General features: G+C 63.1%; 19 protein-coding genes. 7 read left to right on the top strand and 12 right to left on the bottom strand.

From position 1 onward, the window contains the following. Positions 1-34: 34 nt before the first annotated feature. Together folM and QMX89_RS08290 are read right to left on the bottom strand one after the other, a co-directional pair. Positions 35-736, bottom strand: coding sequence for a dihydromonapterin reductase (gene folM, locus QMX89_RS08295; RefSeq protein ID WP_049861228.1), 702 nt, complete (start codon positions 734-736; stop codon positions 35-37). 67 nt (positions 737-803) lie between these two features. After that, positions 804-1,370, bottom strand: a complete 567-nt coding sequence (locus QMX89_RS08290; RefSeq protein WP_049861229.1) for an antibiotic biosynthesis monooxygenase — start codon at positions 1,368-1,370, stop codon at positions 804-806. A gap of 206 nt (positions 1,371-1,576) precedes the next feature. On the opposite strand from QMX89_RS08290, the gene QMX89_RS08285 reads away from it, so the two are divergent. Continuing rightward, the gene (locus QMX89_RS08285; RefSeq protein ID WP_282347759.1) at positions 1,577-2,524 is read left to right on the top strand and encodes a MerR family transcriptional regulator; all 948 of its coding nucleotides are present in this window, start codon (positions 1,577-1,579) and stop codon (positions 2,522-2,524) included. Positions 2,525-2,535: 11 nt separating this feature from the next. On the opposite strand, the gene QMX89_RS08280 is transcribed toward QMX89_RS08285, so the two are convergent. Together QMX89_RS08280 and QMX89_RS08275 are read right to left on the bottom strand one after the other, a co-directional pair. Then, positions 2,536-3,141 carry a hypothetical protein gene (locus QMX89_RS08280; RefSeq protein ID WP_282347758.1) on the bottom strand — a complete coding sequence of 202 codons (606 nt, stop codon included), beginning with the start codon at positions 3,139-3,141 and terminating at the stop codon, positions 2,536-2,538. Between the two features lie 57 nt (positions 3,142-3,198). Further along, positions 3,199-3,666, bottom strand: coding sequence for a PAS domain-containing protein (locus tag QMX89_RS08275; protein ID WP_049861232.1), 468 nt, complete (start codon positions 3,664-3,666; stop codon positions 3,199-3,201). A 135-nt stretch (positions 3,667-3,801) separates the two neighbouring features. On the opposite strand from QMX89_RS08275, the gene QMX89_RS08270 reads away from it, so the two are divergent. Then, a complete protein-coding gene (locus QMX89_RS08270) occupies positions 3,802-4,254 on the top strand; it encodes a flavodoxin (RefSeq protein WP_282347757.1) in 453 nt (150 codons plus the stop codon). Between the two features lie 3 nt (positions 4,255-4,257). On the opposite strand, the gene QMX89_RS08265 is transcribed toward QMX89_RS08270, so the two are convergent. Next, positions 4,258-4,533, bottom strand: coding sequence for a YebG family protein (locus tag QMX89_RS08265; RefSeq protein ID WP_282347756.1), 276 nt, complete (start codon positions 4,531-4,533; stop codon positions 4,258-4,260). A 227-nt stretch (positions 4,534-4,760) separates the two neighbouring features. On the opposite strand from QMX89_RS08265, the gene QMX89_RS08260 reads away from it, so the two are divergent. After that, on the top strand, positions 4,761-5,201 hold the full coding sequence (locus QMX89_RS08260; protein WP_049861235.1) for a phosphate-starvation-inducible PsiE family protein: 441 nt from the start codon (positions 4,761-4,763) through the stop codon (positions 5,199-5,201). 16 nt (positions 5,202-5,217) lie between these two features. Here the strand turns inward: QMX89_RS08260 and QMX89_RS08255 are convergent, their stop codons facing one another. The 5 genes from QMX89_RS08255 to QMX89_RS08235 form a co-directional block, all read right to left on the bottom strand. Further along, entirely contained in the window at positions 5,218-5,553 is a 336-nt protein-coding gene (locus tag QMX89_RS08255) for a DUF3509 domain-containing protein (RefSeq protein ID WP_049861236.1), read from the bottom strand. A 219-nt stretch (positions 5,554-5,772) separates the two neighbouring features. After that, positions 5,773-6,183 carry an HPF/RaiA family ribosome-associated protein gene (locus tag QMX89_RS08250; protein ID WP_056844163.1) on the bottom strand — a complete coding sequence of 137 codons (411 nt, stop codon included), beginning with the start codon at positions 6,181-6,183 and terminating at the stop codon, positions 5,773-5,775. 239 nt (positions 6,184-6,422) lie between these two features. Further along, the gene (fecA, locus tag QMX89_RS08245; RefSeq protein WP_282347754.1) at positions 6,423-8,783 is read right to left on the bottom strand and encodes a TonB-dependent Fe(3+) dicitrate receptor FecA; all 2,361 of its coding nucleotides are present in this window, start codon (positions 8,781-8,783) and stop codon (positions 6,423-6,425) included. A gap of 105 nt (positions 8,784-8,888) precedes the next feature. Then, the gene (locus tag QMX89_RS08240) at positions 8,889-9,797 is read right to left on the bottom strand and encodes a FecR domain-containing protein (protein ID WP_282347753.1); all 909 of its coding nucleotides are present in this window, start codon (positions 9,795-9,797) and stop codon (positions 8,889-8,891) included. A gap of 41 nt (positions 9,798-9,838) precedes the next feature. Further along, positions 9,839-10,333 (bottom strand): sigma-70 family RNA polymerase sigma factor, encoded by a 495-nt coding sequence (locus QMX89_RS08235; RefSeq protein WP_282347783.1) that lies wholly within the window; start codon positions 10,331-10,333, stop codon positions 9,839-9,841. A 220-nt stretch (positions 10,334-10,553) separates the two neighbouring features. On the opposite strand from QMX89_RS08235, the gene QMX89_RS08230 reads away from it, so the two are divergent. The 3 genes from QMX89_RS08230 to QMX89_RS08220 are packed head-to-tail and all read left to right on the top strand — an operon-like array spanning position 10,554 to position 12,762. Next, entirely contained in the window at positions 10,554-10,859 is a 306-nt protein-coding gene (locus tag QMX89_RS08230) for a DUF3649 domain-containing protein (RefSeq protein WP_049861240.1), read from the top strand. Continuing rightward, the gene (locus QMX89_RS08225) at positions 10,856-12,436 is read left to right on the top strand and encodes a PepSY-associated TM helix domain-containing protein (protein ID WP_282347752.1); all 1,581 of its coding nucleotides are present in this window, start codon (positions 10,856-10,858) and stop codon (positions 12,434-12,436) included. Before QMX89_RS08230 ends, QMX89_RS08225 begins: the two co-directional genes overlap by 4 nt. After that, positions 12,436-12,762 carry a DUF3325 domain-containing protein gene (locus tag QMX89_RS08220; RefSeq protein ID WP_049861242.1) on the top strand — a complete coding sequence of 109 codons (327 nt, stop codon included), beginning with the start codon at positions 12,436-12,438 and terminating at the stop codon, positions 12,760-12,762. Before QMX89_RS08225 ends, QMX89_RS08220 begins: the two co-directional genes overlap by 1 nt. Positions 12,763-12,797: 35 nt before the next feature. Here the strand turns inward: QMX89_RS08220 and QMX89_RS08215 are convergent, their stop codons facing one another. After that, the gene (locus QMX89_RS08215; RefSeq protein ID WP_282347751.1) at positions 12,798-13,670 is read right to left on the bottom strand and encodes an AraC family transcriptional regulator; all 873 of its coding nucleotides are present in this window, start codon (positions 13,668-13,670) and stop codon (positions 12,798-12,800) included. Positions 13,671-13,804: 134 nt separating this feature from the next. Between QMX89_RS08215 and QMX89_RS08210 the strand changes: the two genes are divergently transcribed. Then, the gene (locus QMX89_RS08210; protein ID WP_282347750.1) at positions 13,805-14,752 is read left to right on the top strand and encodes a DMT family transporter; all 948 of its coding nucleotides are present in this window, start codon (positions 13,805-13,807) and stop codon (positions 14,750-14,752) included. Here QMX89_RS08210 and QMX89_RS08205 read toward each other — a convergent pair. Further along, positions 14,742-15,716, bottom strand: a complete 975-nt coding sequence (locus QMX89_RS08205; RefSeq protein ID WP_282347749.1) for a D-glycerate dehydrogenase — start codon at positions 15,714-15,716, stop codon at positions 14,742-14,744. The genes QMX89_RS08210 and QMX89_RS08205 overlap by 11 nt on opposite strands. Positions 15,717-15,730 lie beyond the last annotated feature (14 nt).

The raw sequence follows: 15,730 nt of genomic DNA, 5'->3' as shown, positions 1-15,730 counted from the left end.
GGGTCAGCGCCGTGTCCGGGCTGGCAGGCAGGCGCTATTTTACGTGCCTGCCGCCGTTGACGGTCAAGGTGGTGCCCGTGACGTAGGGGTTTTCCAGCAGGTAGCGCAGGCTCTGGTAGATGACCTCGGCACCGGGCTCGATGCCCAGCGCCGATTTGGCCAGCGACTTGTAGCGATAGTCGGCGTCGTCGTCCGGGTTGAACAGGATCAGCGCCGGGGCAATGCCATTGACCTTGATCGCCGGGGCGAAGCGCGCGGCGAACGACAGGGTCAGGTTGTCCAGGCCCGCCTTGCTGGCGCAATAGGCCATGTGCTTGGCGCTGCCCTTGCGCGTCACGTCGTCGCTGATGTGGACGATGTCGGCCGGGCTGGAGGCGCGCAGCAGGTCGGCGCAGTGCAGGTTGATCAGGTAGGGCGCCAGCATGTGCACGTTGACCATCTGTTGGAACGCAGCCGCCTCGTCTCCCGCACTGTCCGCGATCCAGGCCGACGCGTTGTGGACGATGGCGCGCAGCTGCGAAGTCTGCGCCTTGAGCGCATCGATGAACGCCAGAATACCAGCCTCGCTACCGAAGTCGGCATGGATGGTGACCGCCCCCATCTCGCGCAGATGAGCGACGGTTTCGCGCTCCTGACGGTAGCTGATGATGACTGGCTGACCTTCGCCCAACAGGCGTTCGGCGCAGTGCAGGCCGATGCGCTGGCTCGCACCGGTGATGAGGATCGGGTGGGGCATGTGGCGGGCTCTTCGTCGGCAGGTTGCTGCGCTGATTTATACCACAAAGCGCAGCAGGGCCGGCCGATCAGGCCACTTTGGCCTTGGGCAGCGGGGCGCGGGCCGGGGTGGCGTGCAACCAGTTGCGCAGCAGGCGCGTGGACAAGGGAATGAAGAAGAACACCATGATCGGGGTCAGAGCCAGGGTGCTGAGCATGATTCTGGGCACCAGGCTGATCTCGTTCAGCACGTGGCCGAACAGGAAGTTGAAGATCAGCGACACCGGAAAGAACGCCAGCCAGATGGCCACGGCCTGTTTCCAGCGCGGTGGACGCTGCAGGCCGCTGTCGCCGAACCAGCCTTCGGTTCCGCTGACGCGGTGCACATGGGGTTGGGCGAACAGGTCGCTGCCACGGCCCAGCCACGAACGACGGGAAGCCGAATGCTCCCAGGCATGCAAGGTGGTTTCATCGGCGAAGCGGAAGATGATCTGGAATTCGTCGTCGCCTGGCGCGGGGGCCAGAACGCCAGAACCCAGGTAGCCCGGAAAGTCGGTGGCAAGCTGTTCGCCTTCATGCAACCAGGCGATCAGGTCCTGATATTTGCCATCGGCCACGCGGCGCGCGACCATCAAGGTAACGGGGGAGGTAGACATTGTGTATCTCCAGACAGTCTGGTGCTCCGGGTAGGAGCCTCCATCGAATGCAGCGCCGGGGTGGTGGGCCGCATTTGGAATCAAGCAAGTATTATTCCCGAAAACGGTCGGTTGCACATCTACCGTCCGTTGGATCATCCGCAAACCTCTATGTACCCACAGCGGTTACACTGTCGGTTCATGTTCCTGGCAGCGGTTGACTAGCAATGAGCGAATCCGGCACCCGATTGCCTGGCGTGCAAGATGCAGCGCTGGACGAGCTGTACCCCATTCGCGAGGTGGCGCGACTGACCGGAATCAATCCCGTCACGTTGCGTGCCTGGGAGCGTCGCTATGGCTTGGTGCAGCCAACACGCACCGAAAGCGGGCACCGTTTGTACTCGTTGGCCGATATCGAGGAGGTGCGCAGCATCCTGGGCTGGATCGAGCGCGGGGTGGCGGTGAGCAAGGTCGGCAAGATTCTCGCCCGTACCCAGCAGACCGAAGCACCACCGCCCAGCGCCCGCGACGAGCCGGGTGAATGGCAGCAGTGGCAGGAACGGGTCCGCCAATGCGTGCGCGAATTCGCCGAACCCAGGCTCGATCAGGTCTATGGTCAGGTGTTTTCCAGTTACCCGCTGGCCGTGGCCTTCGAGCAGGTGCTGATGCCGGTATGGCAGGAACTGCTCGTGCACCAGGGCCACTTCGGCCAGGCCAGCGAATGGATCTTCCTCGATACATTCCTGCGTGCGCGCACGCTGCAACGCCTGCGCCTGACTGCCGATCAAGGACAGGAAAGCCGCGTGGTGCTGGTGGCCATACCCGATCAGTGCCGCGAACTCGAGCTTCAGGTGACCGGCCTGCTATTAAGCGGACCGCAAGTGGACGTGCAGTTGCTGGGCTTGGGCCAGCCGCTCGAAGAGCTGAGCCTGGTCTGCGAAAAACTCGCCCCACAGGCGCTCGTGCTGTTCTCCAACCGCCCGCCGGCGCCGGCGCTGATCCGGCAGTTGAAGCGATTGAACAACGCCTTGAGTTGCCCGCTGCTATTGGCCGGTGAGCTGTCCGAGACGGTTCAGGAAAGCCTTCAGTCTCCGGAAATCGTGTGTCTGGGCAGCGATGGGCGCCTGATGCAGCGGCGTCTGCAGCAGTACCTGGCGGGCCATCTGGACAGCTGATTGGATCGGCGTCAGCTATGAAGTTGCGGATGCACCAGACGGTGCTGCTGCAGGATGAAATGACGCAGTGATTCGATCGCCCGGGCGTCGCTCTGGCTGAGGCGGTAGGCGAACAGGCCGTGCTCGGCCTCGCGAATCATCGAGCCGCGCAACGGAATCGGCGCGTAGCCTTCAGGCGTGAACCACAGCTGGAACCTGGCCGGCGCCTTGGCCCCCTGGCGGGCCTCGAGCAGGGCGCCCTTGAAGGAAATGTCGCGAACCCAGAAGTCGCTGTCACGTCCTTCGCCATCGCGCAGCACGATGGGTTCGGTCAGACTCAACCGCCATGGACGCAGCATCGGCCCGTCTTCATAAATACTCGGCGCCCCCAGTTCCAGATGGGCCGCCTGGAAATCGTCCTCCACGATCTGCAGCGGAAAACTGATCTGCTGATTCTCCAGGTGCGCCTCGATGGTGACCTGCTCATGGGAGGCCAGGCGCATCAGCAGCTCGCGCACCTGTGGCCCACCCTTCACCGAAACATTGAGAAGGGTATCGCGCACGTTGAGCTGCGGATTGGCCTGCATGGCCCGCAGGAAATCCAGCTCGTCCTGGGTCAGCAATACATCAGGCGGCATGGCGCACGCTCGCGGTGAATGAAAATTCGATGAAGCCTCGAAAAATGTTCATCGTCGTCACACTGGACTCGAAGGGGCAGAAGTTTCGAGTTCGGCGACGCGTCGTTGCAGCGCTGCAACCTGCTGTTCCAGTTCGACGATACGCTGCTGCGCCGCGACCTCGCGGCTGACATCCTTCTGGATCCCGATGTAGTACATCAGTTGGTCACTTTCGTTATGGACCGGCGTGATCGACAGCTCATTCCAGAAACAGCTGCCGTCCTTGCGATGGTTGCGCAGCACCTCGCGGCACGCCACGCCCTGATCGATCGCCTCGCGCACGCGCCGACGGGCCGGCTGGTCACGATCGTCACCCTGCAACAACCGGCAGTCCTGGTAGAGCATTTCCAGCGAGCTATAGCCGGTCATGCGTTCGAAGGCCGGATTGACGTAGATGAGGATATTGTCCTCGCCTTCCTGTTCGGCGACGACGATGCCGTCGTTCGACGCATCGATCACCCGTTGCAGCAGCTTTGCATTGATCATGTGAGAGGTTCCCTACCGTACAGCCTAGTCTAATTCATACGGGCCGCAGGAGGAGGACCAGAGCGCCAGATCTTGCCTTTCAATGCGCGAACGGGCTGTTAAGATCATGCCTTTTAATGGTTCGAGACAGTCATCATGAAAGTTGCCATCCTCAGCGGTTCGGTCTATGGCGCGGCCGAGGACGTCGCCCGGCATGCCGAACAGCTGCTCAAGCGACAGGATATCCAAGCCTGGCACAATCCCAGAGCCACTGTGCAGGAGATTCTGACGTTCGCACCCCAGGCGCTGCTGGCGGTGACGTCGACCACTGGAATGGGGGAACTGCCGGACAACATCATGCCGCTGCACGCTCAGTTGCGCGACGAGCTGCCGGCGGCATTGCGCGGATTGCCCGGTGGCGTCATTGCACTGGGCGACTCCAGCTACGACCTTTATTGCGGCGGTGGCGAGCAGATGCGCGAGTTGTTCGCCGAACTGGGCATCCATGAAGTGCAGGGGATGCTGCGCCTGGATGCCAGCGAAACCGTCAACCCGGAAGCCGACGCAGAACCCTGGCTGGCGCAGTTCGTGGAAGCGCTGCGCAGCTGACCATCAGTCCTGCTCTGCGCTGTCGGCCGTGGCCGTGAGCAGCTCGTTCAATGCATCGGGCTGGCTCTTGAACGCCTTGGCGAAGATGTCGCGGTTTGTCGCCATGTAGATCCCGGCGTCTTCGACCTGCTTGTCGTCGAGCGACGGCACGGCTTTCTTCAGGACGTCTGCGAGCAGCTCGGCCAGCTCGAGCATTTTGTCGTGACGATCGGCTTCAGCTTTGTCCATAAACAGGCGCTCCAGATCTCGGCTGCTGCGGTATACCACTTCGACGGCCATTGACCACCTCATATGCCTAGGGGAATTTGGTTCAGTACAACCACTGTTCGTTTATACAGTGCCAAGCATAAGGCAAATCTCTACGCTTGAACAGCCGTGCCGACGAGGTGCCCTGCGACAGTCTGGCCGCTTCTCATCAGCCGGGGCTGGCCCTTATGCTGCATGCGCTAAACGAGCATAGGCGCTCGGCCGCCGCTCTCAATCGGTTCGCATAAGGAACACAGGCAATGAAATGGGCTGAAAAGCTTCGCGGGAGCCTGCACGCTCAGGCCGATTCGCTGGGCAATCTGTGCGTGGAGTCTTTCCACTACCTGGCACTGTTCGGGATCGGTGCCATCACCGCCTGGGCGGCCGTCAGTGCTTTTCTGGGAATGGTGGAGAAGGGCAGCGTAAGCGTGGATGACATTCTGTTGCTGTTCATCTACCTGGAGCTGGGTGCGATGGTGGGGATCTATTTCAAGACCAACCACATGCCCATCCGCTTTCTGCTGTACGTGGCAATCACCGCGCTGACACGCCTGCTGATCGGCGATGTCTCGCACCATAATGCACCGGATGTAGGCATCATTTATCTGTGCGGCGGAATCCTGCTCCTGGCGTTCGCCATCCTGGTGGTGCGCTACGCCTCGTCGCGCTATCCGTCGGTGAAAGAGAAATCGGACAGCTAGGCCGAACAACGGTCTATCAGAGGCTGGCGGACACCGGTGCGGTCTGCGTGGTGGCAGCGTGAAGGGCCGGCTTGCCGCCCAGCTTTTCGACGTTGCCGGCATCGGTCATTGCCGCCAGCATCTGCATGGCGCTGCCGCCTTGCTCGATGGCCATGCCGAACTTGATGCTTTCGATCAAGCGGCGCATGCGCTTGGGGTCGTTGCGCTGCTCGGCGGTGATCATCCGCTTGGCGGCGACACCTCGCTCGTTGGACAGGGTCAGCATGATGCTGCCATCCAGGCGCTGGATGCTCAAATTGACGCGGTATTCGGGCTGGAACGCGTCGCTCAGGGCTTGGAATGGATTATCCATGAGGTACTACCTGTCATAGTCGAACTTTGTTAATGGACTGGACGATTAGTTGCTGGTTCCAGACCGCTGGTCGGCTTCATACTTCATCCTTTGCTATATGTAACCGCTGTTTACTTCGCTGCCATTCGATGTAGCAATCGCCGTGCCCGGATCGTGAAACTTATTTACAGGCAATAAAAAAGGCGAGCTCTTGGCTCGCCTTTTTTCGTAGGGCAGGACTCAGGACTTGCTGTTGAGCACCTGCTCGTTTTCCAGAAACTCCTCTTCGAGCAGCGCCTCGTTCGGGCCGTCGGGGATGGTCTGCGTGTTGGCTGCACGCTTATTGCGCAGCCTGCCGAACAAATGCTCCAAGGCATGGCTGAGCTTCTCGGCAGCGCCGTCGATCGCCAGCTCCAGCGTTTCTGCCTTGTGGGTCACGGAGATGGGCTGATGCCCCTTTGGCCGTGCTTCCATCTGGCAGCGCATGTCGTCAGGACCGGATTTCTGGCCATTTTCGTCGGCCAGATGGACCTCCACGCGGGTGAGGTCTTCCTGGTAATGCTCGACTGCGCCTTCCACTACGGTGCGTACCCACTCCTGCAGGCGGGCGTCGCCTTGAATATGGTTATCGCTATTGACCTGGATCTGCATAGTTCATCCCTTATTCGGCTTTCTCGCTTGAGATTCGATGACTGATTATCATCGCCTCTTGAAGTACAAGGTCAGGGAGTTGAAGAAACAATTCAACCCCTTGATGAAGATAAATATTCAGTAACTTTTCCGAACTTTTCATGAAATAAGTGCGAAGCCTGATATTTCTGGTCCTGCGGACACCGCCCGCGTCCCGCTGCAGCAGGGGATGCACCTGCTGCAGGAGCTGGCCGACGGCGTCAGAAGGCGACCGAGGTCTGCACGTACACCGTGCGGGGTTCGCCCACGTATTTGCCCTTGTTGTTGTCGTCGAAGGAGCGGGTGTAGTACTGGTGGTTGAAGATGTTCTTCACACCCACCGCCACGTTGAGGTCGGACAGCTGCGGCCCGAAATCGTAGCCGGCGCGGGTGCTGAAGAGCATGTAGCCGGGAATGCGTCCGGTGCTGCCATCGGCGCTTTCGGCCTGGGTGTTGGCGTTGTCGGCGAACTGGCTGCTCTGGTAGGTGCTGTCCAGGTCGAGCTTCCAGGGGCCTTGGGTGTAACCAACGCCCAGGGTGCCCTTGTGGCGTGAGGAAAACGGTACGCGGTTACCCTTGTTCGGCCCATCTTCGCGGATGGTCGCATCCACGAACGCATAGCTGGCGTGGACGTCGAAGCCGGCCAGGGCCGGGCTCAAGTCGTCCAGGGCGTAATTGATGCTGGTCTCGATGCCCTGATGCCGGGTTTCGCCACGCGCGATCACGGTGTCGTTGGTCTGGTTGCTGTCGTACTGGTTATCGAAGTTGATCAGGAATGCGCCGATTTCCGCACGCAGGTTGCCGTTGTCATAGCGTGTCCCCAGCTCCCAGGTGCGGGCCTTTTCCGGTTTCACTTCGCCGCCGGTCACGCGGTTGGGCATCTGGCTGTATTGCACGCTGCCGAACGAGCCTTCGGTGTTGGCGTACAGGTTCCAGTTTTCGTTGACGTGGTAGAGCACGTTCAGAGCCGGCAGGGCGGTGGTGTAGTCGCCCTGGTATTTGACGTTGCTCAGGTTGTTGGTCTGCTGCGAGTCGATCATCTCGTAGCGGATGCCCGGTGTGAACGTCCAGCGGCCGATGTCGATACGATCATCGATGTAGAGGGCGTGAGCCTGGGTGCCGCCGCGGGTGTCGCGGTCGTTGCGGCTGTCGGTGCTCGGCAGTTGCTGGTTGGCGCTGATCGGTGTGCGGTAGCGCAACTCGTGGCCCGCCTCGCTGATGTAGCGGTAGCCCACGCTCATCTCGTGCTGGGTCTGGCCCAGATCGAAGCCTTGGGAGAAGCGTGTTTCCACACCCCGTACCCAATACTCGCGAGGCGACAGCGAGAGGAAATTGCCCTGGTCCAGGTAGCCACTGCGCAGGGTCTTGGTGAAGAAGGTGTTGGCGGTGAACTCGCGGCGATCTTCCTGATAGCGATAGCCGAAATTGACCATGGTGCGACGGCCCCAGAACTTGTCGTAACGGCGGGTCGACTGGTAAGGGTCGGCCTTGTAGTCGGCCGCGCTGAGGCCGCCGGGCATGTCGGCTTCACCTTCGTAGTACTGCGCCTCGGCATTGAGGCTGTTGGCTTCGTCGATCTGGTACTTGCCCTTGAGGATCAGGTCGTCGATCTGGGTATCGCTGTGTTCGCGCCAGTCACTGCCGCGCACGCCGGAGTAGAGGAGGGCGCCGCCCAGGCCGTTGTCGGCGGTGCCACCTGCCAGCAGGTTGCCCGTGGTCTTCAAGCCGTCCTGGCTCGACGAGGGGCTGACCTGGGTCTGGAAACCCCCTTTCACGGTCGGAGCATCGGGAATGGCACGGGTCACGAAGTTGACGATGCCACCGACGTTCTGTGGGCCATAGCGCACGGCGCCGCCGCCGCGGACCACGTCGACGGCGTCCATGTTGCCCATGCTGACCGGTGCGAACGACAGCTGCGGCTGGCCATAGGGCGCAAACGGCACCGGGATGCCGTCCATCAACACCGTGGAGCGGGTCGCCAGCCGTGGGTTGAGTCCACGGATGCCGAAGTTCATCGCCATGTCATGGCTGCCCGTACCGTTGTTCTGCGGCGCGTTGACCCCCGGTATGCGGTTGAGAACCTCACGCGCGCTGGTGGCGCCGCTGCGTTCGAAGTCTTCGCGACGCACGACGTCGCGCGCGCCGGGGTGTTCGAAGACGTTGGTCTGCTCGGCGGCGCCGAGCCAGTCGCCCACCACGCTCGAGGCGCCCAGCTCGACGGCGGCTCCGGGACTGCCGGGTTGTGCCAGTGAGGCGGGCTCCAGGCTGTAGGCACCGTCACCCAGAGCGCGCGCCTGCAGGCCCGTGCCTTCGAGCAGCACCGCCAGTCCCTGTTCCACGGTGTACGCGCCTTGCAGGCCAGGGCTGGGCTGGTCTGCCAGGGTGGTCGAGCCGAACGAAATCAGCACGCCAGCCTGACGGCCAAACTGGGTGACCGCGCTTTCGACCGAGGTGGGTGCTATCTGGTACTCGCGAGTGGTGCCATCGGCGGCTACGGCGTGCGGCAGTTGAGCAACGCTCACGGCAGTGCCGAGCAACAGGCAGCGCAGGGCGCGGGCGAGCGGGGTGGGCAGGTTGGACATGCGGCGTTTCCAGGCAGAATGTTGGGAGAGTTACCCTGTCTGTCACGCGACCAAGGCAAAACGGCTCACGAAAGATGTAAAAAACTTTCGGCAGCGTACGGGTGACTAGACGCGGGCTTGCACCGTGACCCAATAGCGGGTGAAGCGGCGGACTTTCACCGGCAATGCGGCCTCCAGCGAATCGAGAATCTTCTCGGTGTCGCCCAGGGGGAAACTGCCCGACAGCAACAGGTTGGCCACCGACGTGTCGCAGTCCAGTTGGCCACGGCGATAGCGGCCCACTTCGGTCAGGAAGTCGCCCAGGCGCATGTGTGCGGCGATCAGCATGCCGTCGACCCACGCACCGCTGTTGGCGTCCAGTGGCCGCGCGGCAGTGAAACGCTGGCGATCGAACTCGACTTGCTGGCCGCCGGCCAGGCGCAGCGGACCGCCCTGCAACCCTGTGGGCTCAATGGCGAGCGCACCACGCAAGGCCTGCACCTGGGTGCTGCCCGGCAGCTGGCGAACGTTGACCTGCGCGCGGTCAGCGGTCACCAGCCCCTGATCGGTGCTGATGCGCAGGGGCCGTGCATCGGCCCCTGCGGTGAGCATGATTTCGCCTTCGAGCAGGCGGATCAAGCGCTGACCTGCGTCGAAGCGTACGTCCACCGCGCTGGTGGTGTTGAGGTTGATTCGGCTGCCGTCGTCCAACTGCAACTGGCGACGCTGGCCCAGCGGGCTGCGATAGTCGGCCACCAGCGGCGGCAGCCAATGCTGTTGACGCAGGGCCAAGGTGGTTGCCCCAGCCATCCCGAGCAGGAGGAGCGTCTTGAGTGCGCGCCGACGGCCTGGCGAGTAGGGCGAGCCCACGGTGGCCTGCGCCAAGGGACCGGGCAGGCCGGCAAATTGTTGATTGACCTTTTGGATGTGCTCCCAGGCGCGGCGGTGTTCGCCGTCGGCGTGCAGCCATCGCTGCCACGCCTGCTGCTGCCGCGGGTCGAGCGCCCCCTCCTGCAGTTCAAGCCACCATTGCACGGCCTGCTCGGCCACGTGTGGGGAAAACGTGCGCGCCTCGTTCACAGTGCGAAGTAGCAGCGCATGGCTGCCTTGTGCAGGTAGCGCTTGACCGTGGCCAGGGAAATGCCGAGTTCGTCGGCGATGTCCTGGTAGCCCAGGCCTTCGACCTGCGCCAGCAGAAAGGCGCGCTTGACCAGCACCGGCAGGCCATCGAGGAGAGCATCAAGCTCCAGCAGGGTCTGCAGGATGATCGCTCGGTGCTCTTCGCTGGGCGCGAGCGGCTCAGGCATCTGGCTCAGCGCTTCCAGATAGGCACGCTCCAGATCCTGACGGCGGTAGTGATTGAACAGCACACGCTTGGCGACTGTAGTGAGAAAGGCGCGGGGCTCGCGGATGGGAGCGATTTCACGCGCACTCAACAGGCGCATGAAGGTGTCCTGGGCAAGGTCGGCGGCATTGTCCGGACAGCCCAGGCGGCTGCGCAGCCATTCGGTCAGCCAGCGGCGATGAACGAGGTAGAGGCCCTCGACCGATTGCGAGGCAGGGGAAGTCACAGCGGTCACCGCGAACACTCCGGCGCCATGGGGTGCGCAGCAGAATAAGAATTGTTCGTATCTTACGGGTGTGCCCGTAGTTGGGCAAGCCAGCACGCACCGCACGGGTCTGAAAAAGCGTTGCAATGCACGATAAATGCCAGTGATCTTTGCACATGAGAATATTTATCATTATTATCAGCGCGATTGCACGATGCATCCGTACGTTCGAAGGTCATTCATGAGAAGCAGAATCGGCGGGGTGTCGACCTCGTATCGTTGGGCCGTGGCCTCCCGTGTCTTGGCTGCCGTCTTTGGCGGTTACGTGCTGGCGGCCCTGGCGAGCGTGTGTATCGCCTGGCTGTTGCCCATGGCGCGCGGCGAAGCCGTGGTCAGTGCCATGATGCTGTCGTTCCTGGTGTACCTGGTGGCCGTGCTCTGGTGCTTCGCCTCGCACAGCGCCAGCCGGGCCTGGATCGGCCTGGCCAAGCCAGGTCTCGTCCTGGCCGCGCTGGCGGCGCTTCTGCACTGGCAGCATCTGCCGTGAGAGAGGGCTTTCGCCAGGCGATGGCGTGGCTGCATACCTGGGCGGGGCTGGTGTTCGGCTGGCTGCTGTTCGCCATTTTCCTCACCGGAACCCTGTCCTATTTCAAGGACGAGATCAGCCACTGGGCCCAGCCCGAAGTGCCGGTGCGCGCAGTCGATGCCCGTGCCAGCCTGGCGCAGGCGCAGGCCTACCTGCAGGCCAACGCCGGGCAGTCGCCACGCTGGTTCATCAGCCTGCCGGATGCCCGCGAGCCCGCGCTCTCGGTCATGTGGCAGGATCCGAACAAGAGCGGGCGCGGTGCCTTCACCCGTCATACGCTGGACCCGCAGACCGGCCAGCGCGTCGAGGCACGCGACAGCCGCGGCGGCGACTTCTTCTACCGCTTCCACTACCAACTGCAGATGGGCTACCCCTGGGGGCGCTGGCTGAGCAGCCTGGCGGCGATGGTCATGCTGGTGACGCTGGTCACCGGGATCATCACCCACAAGAAGATCTTCAAGGAGTTCTTCACCTTTCGTCCCGGCAAGGGCGCGCGTTCCTGGCTCGACGGGCACAACGCAATTGGCGTGCTGGTGCTGCCCTTTCACCTGATGATCACCTACAGCAGCCTGGTGATCTTCATGACCATGCTGATGCCAGCGAGCATCGTCAGCCGCTACGATGGCGATACCCAGGCGTTCTTCAACGAAATCTATCCCGGCAATCAGCGGTTGGCCGCCGCGGGGCAGCCCGCGCCGCTGGTGGATCTGAGCGTGCTGTACGAGCGTGCGCTGCAGCAATGGCCTGGAGGCCGGATCGGCCGCGTCGCGGTGCAACTGCCGGGCGATGCCAATGCCCAGGTCCAATTCAGCCGTCATGAGGGTGATACCGTGAGCCGTGACGCGGGGGCGGCGATCACCTTCGCCGGCTCCACGGGTGCGGTACTTGAACTGCCGCGCGACGGCGCCACGCCGATGGTCGTGGCAGGCACCTTCTATGGCCTGCACATGGGCCTGTTCGCCGGGCCCGTGTTGCGCTGGCTGTATTTCTTCTGCGGCCTGGGCAGTACGTTGCTGATCGGCACGGGGCTGGTCATGTGGTTGGGCAAGCGTCAGCTCAAGCACGCCCGTAGCGGCGTGCGGCCCTTCGAACTACGCCTTGTGGAAGTGTTGAACGTCGCCAGCATGGCGGGACTGGTGTTGGCGGTCGCAGGTTTCCTGTGGGCCAACCGGCTGCTACCGGCGACCTATCCGGAGCGTGCCGGTATCGAGGTCGACAGCTTCTTCATCGTTTGGCTGCTGAGCATCGTGCATGCCGCTGTGCGCAGTGGCAGCAAGGCCTGGATCGAGCAATTGGGCCTGGCGGCCGTTGCCTTGGCAGGGTTGCCGTTGTTGAGCCTGGTGACCACCGACCATGGCCTGCCGACGTCCATCGCTGCGGGCGACTGGGTGCTGGCCGGCGTCGATCTCAGTGCCCTGGGGTGCGGTCTGGTGCTGGCCTGGGTGGTCATGAAGATTCGGCGTCGCACAGCTCTGGCAGCATTGCCGATCGCACGCGCGGCACGTACGCGTGCGTCTACGCCCAGAGAGGTGCACTGATGTTGGCAGCAGGCCTGCTCAGCTATGCCGGTTTCAGTGCCTTGTGCCTGGCCATGGAGCGCCATCACCAGGAAATGCTCGGACGTCGGCCCAGCCCGTCGCGCAAGGTGCAGCTGCGGGTCGCGGGTTGGGCGCTGCTGGCTCTGTCGCTGTGGGTCTCGGTGCTCAGCGCTGGCTGGGCGATGGGGCTGGTGCGCTGGACGGCGGTGTTGATGGGCAGCGCGGTGTTTCTGGTGTGGTTGCTGCCGTACCGGCCCCGCTGGGCGCTGGTACTGGCAGCCGCGGGCCTTTTGCTCGGACTGCTGGCGGCTGCGGCACGCTGGTAGCGTCCGCTGTTCGACACCGCGTTTTGGCGCTGCCGTCAGGTGAAGGCCAAGCGATACTCGCCCGGCGACACCCCGCCTGCCTGGCGAAATCGGTTGCTGAAGTGGCTGGCACTGGCGAAGCCACACGCCAGCCCCACCTCACCCAACGGCAGCGGCGTGTGCCGCAGCAGCGAGCGGGCACGAGCGATCCGCCGAGCCAGTACGTACTGGTGCGGTGGCAAGCCGAAGCTGGTACGAAACATCCGCGCGAAGTGGTATTCGGACAGGCTGCACAAGGCCGCCAGCTGGCCCAGGCTCAGTGGCTCGGCCAGCTGCGCTTCGATGAAGTCACGCAGCAGGCGCCGCTGATGAGGTGCCAGTCCACCCTTGAGCCGTAGCTGCGGGCGCGCGGACACTTGGCTGAGCAGGGCATGGGCGAGCATTTCATGGGCCAAGATGCTGGTCAGCACACGTTCACCCGGCTCGGTCCAGTTGAGCGCGATCAAGCGCGCAAAACGCTGCGCCTGCGCCGGATCTTCCAGGAACGTGTTTTCCCGCAGTTGCATTTCCCGCGGTTCGCGGTCCAGCAGGGTCACGCAGCCCAGCGCGAACTGTTCTGCGCTGAAATACAGGTGGGCGAGACGAATGTCGCCGTTGATGACCCACGCCGACTCATGTCCGGCGGGCAGTATGCACTGCTTGCCGGGCGCGCCTTTTTCCCACGGTCGATCGCGGCGAAAGGTACCCGTGCCGCCGCCGATGTAGCAGGACAAGGTGTGATGGGTCGGCGCCTGATATTCCTGGGCGTCGTGATGGTTGCGCCACAACGCGGCCACCATCGAATCGCCCAGCTCGGCGCTGTGCTCGAGGCGCGCGTGGCGCGAGTTGTGTAGCGCCTGAAACACTTGCAGGTTCAGCAAAGCCGTCATGATCGATACCCCCGTGTCCATGGTACTGCGTCGCGCACGGGCCGCCAGTACCGTGACGGAAAAAGCGCAAGTTTGTGCAAGCCGTCAGCGACCACCGCTCGGACAATGCGCCTCTGACCCAGGAGGGCATCGTCATGAATCTATCGCTGTATCTGCTTACCGTCTTGATCTGGGGAACGACCTGGATTGCGCTCAAGCTGCAACTGGGCGTGGTCGAGATCCCCGTGTCCATCGTCTATCGCTTCGGCCTGGCCGCGCTGGTGCTGTTCGCGATCCTGCTGACCACGCGACGGCTGCAAGTGATGAACCGCCGTGGCCATCTCATCTGCGTGGCGCAGGGGCTGTGCCTGTTCTGCGTGAACTTCATGTGTTTTCTCACCGCCAGCCAATGGATCCCGACCGGGCTGCTGGCGGTGGTGTTTTCCACGGCCAGCTTGTGGAATGCGCTCAACGCACGGATCTTTTTCGGCCAGCGGATCACCCCTAACGTCATCGGTGCAGGGGCTTTGGGCTTTCTCGGTCTGGGTCTATTGTTCTGGCCCGAGCTCTCGGCTCACGACGCCAGCCCGCAGACCTTGCTTGGCCTCGGGCTGGGGCTGTTGGGTACGCTGTGTTTCTCGGCGGGCAACATGCTCTCCAGCGTGCAGCAGAAAGCCGGGCTGCGGCCCTTGACCACCAACGCCTGGGGCATGCTGTATGGCGCTCTGCTGCTCACCGGCTATTGTCTGCTGCGAGGTACGCCCTTCGGCATGGAGTGGAGCCTGCGCTACGTTGGCTCGCTGCTGTACCTGGTGATACCCGGTTCGGTGATCGGCTTCACGGCCTACCTGACTCTGGTAGGGCGCATGGGCGCGGACCGCGCCGCCTACTGCACGGTGCTGTTTCCCGTGGTGGCGTTGAATGTCTCGGCGTATGCGGAAGGGTATCAATGGACCGCGCAGGCGCTCGGCGGGCTGGTGCTGGTGATGCTGGGCAACGTGCTGGTGTTCCGCAAGGGCAGCAGACCTGCGACGCCTGCGCCGATGGCGACGCAGGACGCTCAGGTTCACGGTACCCAGGTTCGGGTGCGGACTAGCCCTTGAAGGTCTGCGGATTGACCAGGTCTTGAGGCCGCTTTCCGAGCAAGGCGGCGGTCAGGTTGTCGATGGCTCGGTTGGCCATGGCGTCACGAGTCTGCGCCGTGGCCGAGCCGATGTGCGGCAGCGTCACGACGTTGCCGAGCTCGAACAAGGGCGATTCGGCCAGGGGTTCCTTCTCGTAGACATCCAGGCCGGCGCCGCGCAGGGTGCCTTCGCGCAGGGCCTGCACCAGCGCCGCTTCATCGACCACCGGTCCGCGAGAGATGTTCACCAGAATGGCACTCTTCTTCATCTGCGCCAGCTCGGCCGTGCCGATCATGTGCCGGGTCTTGTCGCTGAGCGGCACCACTAGGCAGACGAAATCGGCTTCGGCCAGCAGTTGCTCGAGGCTGCGAAACTGCGCGCCCAGCTCCTGTTCGAGTTCAGGCTTGCGACTGTTGCCGCTGTACAGGATGGGCATGTCGAAGCCAAGGTGGCCGCGGCGCGCCACGGCGGCGCCGATATTGCCCAGGCCGACGATGCCCAGGGTCTTGCCGTACACATCGGTGCCGAACTGGTCGGCACCGACACTGGCTTTCCAGTTGCCGGCCTTGGTCCACGCATCCAGTTCGGCCACGCGCCGCGCGCTGCTCATGATCAGCGCGAAGGCCAGGTCGGCCGTGCTCTGGGTCAGCACGTCGGGCGTATTGGTGAGCATGATGCCGCGTTCGTTGAAGTAGCCGACGTCGTAGTTGTCGTAACCCACCGAAACGCTGGAGACCACTTCGAGCAGGGCGGCATCGGCCAGTTGCTTGCGGCCCAGCGGTCGACCGGCGCCGATCAGGCCATGGGCCTTGGGCAGGGCTTCGTTGAATTGCGCGGCGATGTCACCGGCCTTGGGGTTGGGCACGATGACGTCGAAATGGGCTTCGAGCCGCTCGACCATGGCGGGGGAAATGCGGCTGAACGCGAGGACGGTTTTTTTCATTGGGGTTGTGCTCG

The sequence above is a fragment of the Pseudomonas sp. PS01301 genome (assembly GCF_029960215.1).
Taxonomy (GTDB): Bacteria; Pseudomonadota; Gammaproteobacteria; order Pseudomonadales; family Pseudomonadaceae; genus Aquipseudomonas; species Aquipseudomonas coleopterorum.
This window is presented reverse-complemented; position numbering and strand designations above follow the sequence as displayed.

Excerpts from the sequence above, each read along its gene's own strand:
- QMX89_RS08260 (WP_049861235.1), top strand. The coding sequence starts at position 4,761 with ATGAAATGGGCTGAAAAGCTTCGCGGGAGCCTGCACGCTCAGGCCGAT.
- QMX89_RS08265 (WP_282347756.1), bottom strand. The coding sequence starts at position 4,533 with ATGGCCGTCGAAGTGGTATACCGCAGCAGCCGAGATCTGGAGCGCCTG.
- QMX89_RS08215 (WP_282347751.1), bottom strand. The coding sequence starts at position 13,670 with ATGACGGCTTTGCTGAACCTGCAAGTGTTTCAGGCGCTACACAACTCG.
- QMX89_RS08280 (WP_282347758.1), bottom strand. The coding sequence starts at position 3,141 with ATGCCGCCTGATGTATTGCTGACCCAGGACGAGCTGGATTTCCTGCGG.
- QMX89_RS08270 (WP_282347757.1), top strand. The coding sequence starts at position 3,802 with ATGAAAGTTGCCATCCTCAGCGGTTCGGTCTATGGCGCGGCCGAGGAC.
- folM (WP_049861228.1), bottom strand. The coding sequence starts at position 736 with ATGCCCCACCCGATCCTCATCACCGGTGCGAGCCAGCGCATCGGCCTG.
- QMX89_RS08205 (WP_282347749.1), bottom strand. The coding sequence starts at position 15,716 with ATGAAAAAAACCGTCCTCGCGTTCAGCCGCATTTCCCCCGCCATGGTC.
- fecA (WP_282347754.1), bottom strand. The coding sequence starts at position 8,783 with ATGTCCAACCTGCCCACCCCGCTCGCCCGCGCCCTGCGCTGCCTGTTG.
- QMX89_RS08275 (WP_049861232.1), bottom strand. The coding sequence starts at position 3,666 with ATGATCAATGCAAAGCTGCTGCAACGGGTGATCGATGCGTCGAACGAC.
- QMX89_RS08290 (WP_049861229.1), bottom strand. The coding sequence starts at position 1,370 with ATGTCTACCTCCCCCGTTACCTTGATGGTCGCGCGCCGCGTGGCCGAT.
- QMX89_RS08285 (WP_282347759.1), top strand. The coding sequence starts at position 1,577 with ATGAGCGAATCCGGCACCCGATTGCCTGGCGTGCAAGATGCAGCGCTG.
- QMX89_RS08230 (WP_049861240.1), top strand. The coding sequence starts at position 10,554 with ATGAGAAGCAGAATCGGCGGGGTGTCGACCTCGTATCGTTGGGCCGTG.
- QMX89_RS08250 (WP_056844163.1), bottom strand. The coding sequence starts at position 6,183 with ATGCAGATCCAGGTCAATAGCGATAACCATATTCAAGGCGACGCCCGC.
- QMX89_RS08255 (WP_049861236.1), bottom strand. The coding sequence starts at position 5,553 with ATGGATAATCCATTCCAAGCCCTGAGCGACGCGTTCCAGCCCGAATAC.
- QMX89_RS08220 (WP_049861242.1), top strand. The coding sequence starts at position 12,436 with ATGTTGGCAGCAGGCCTGCTCAGCTATGCCGGTTTCAGTGCCTTGTGC.
- QMX89_RS08210 (WP_282347750.1), top strand. The coding sequence starts at position 13,805 with ATGAATCTATCGCTGTATCTGCTTACCGTCTTGATCTGGGGAACGACC.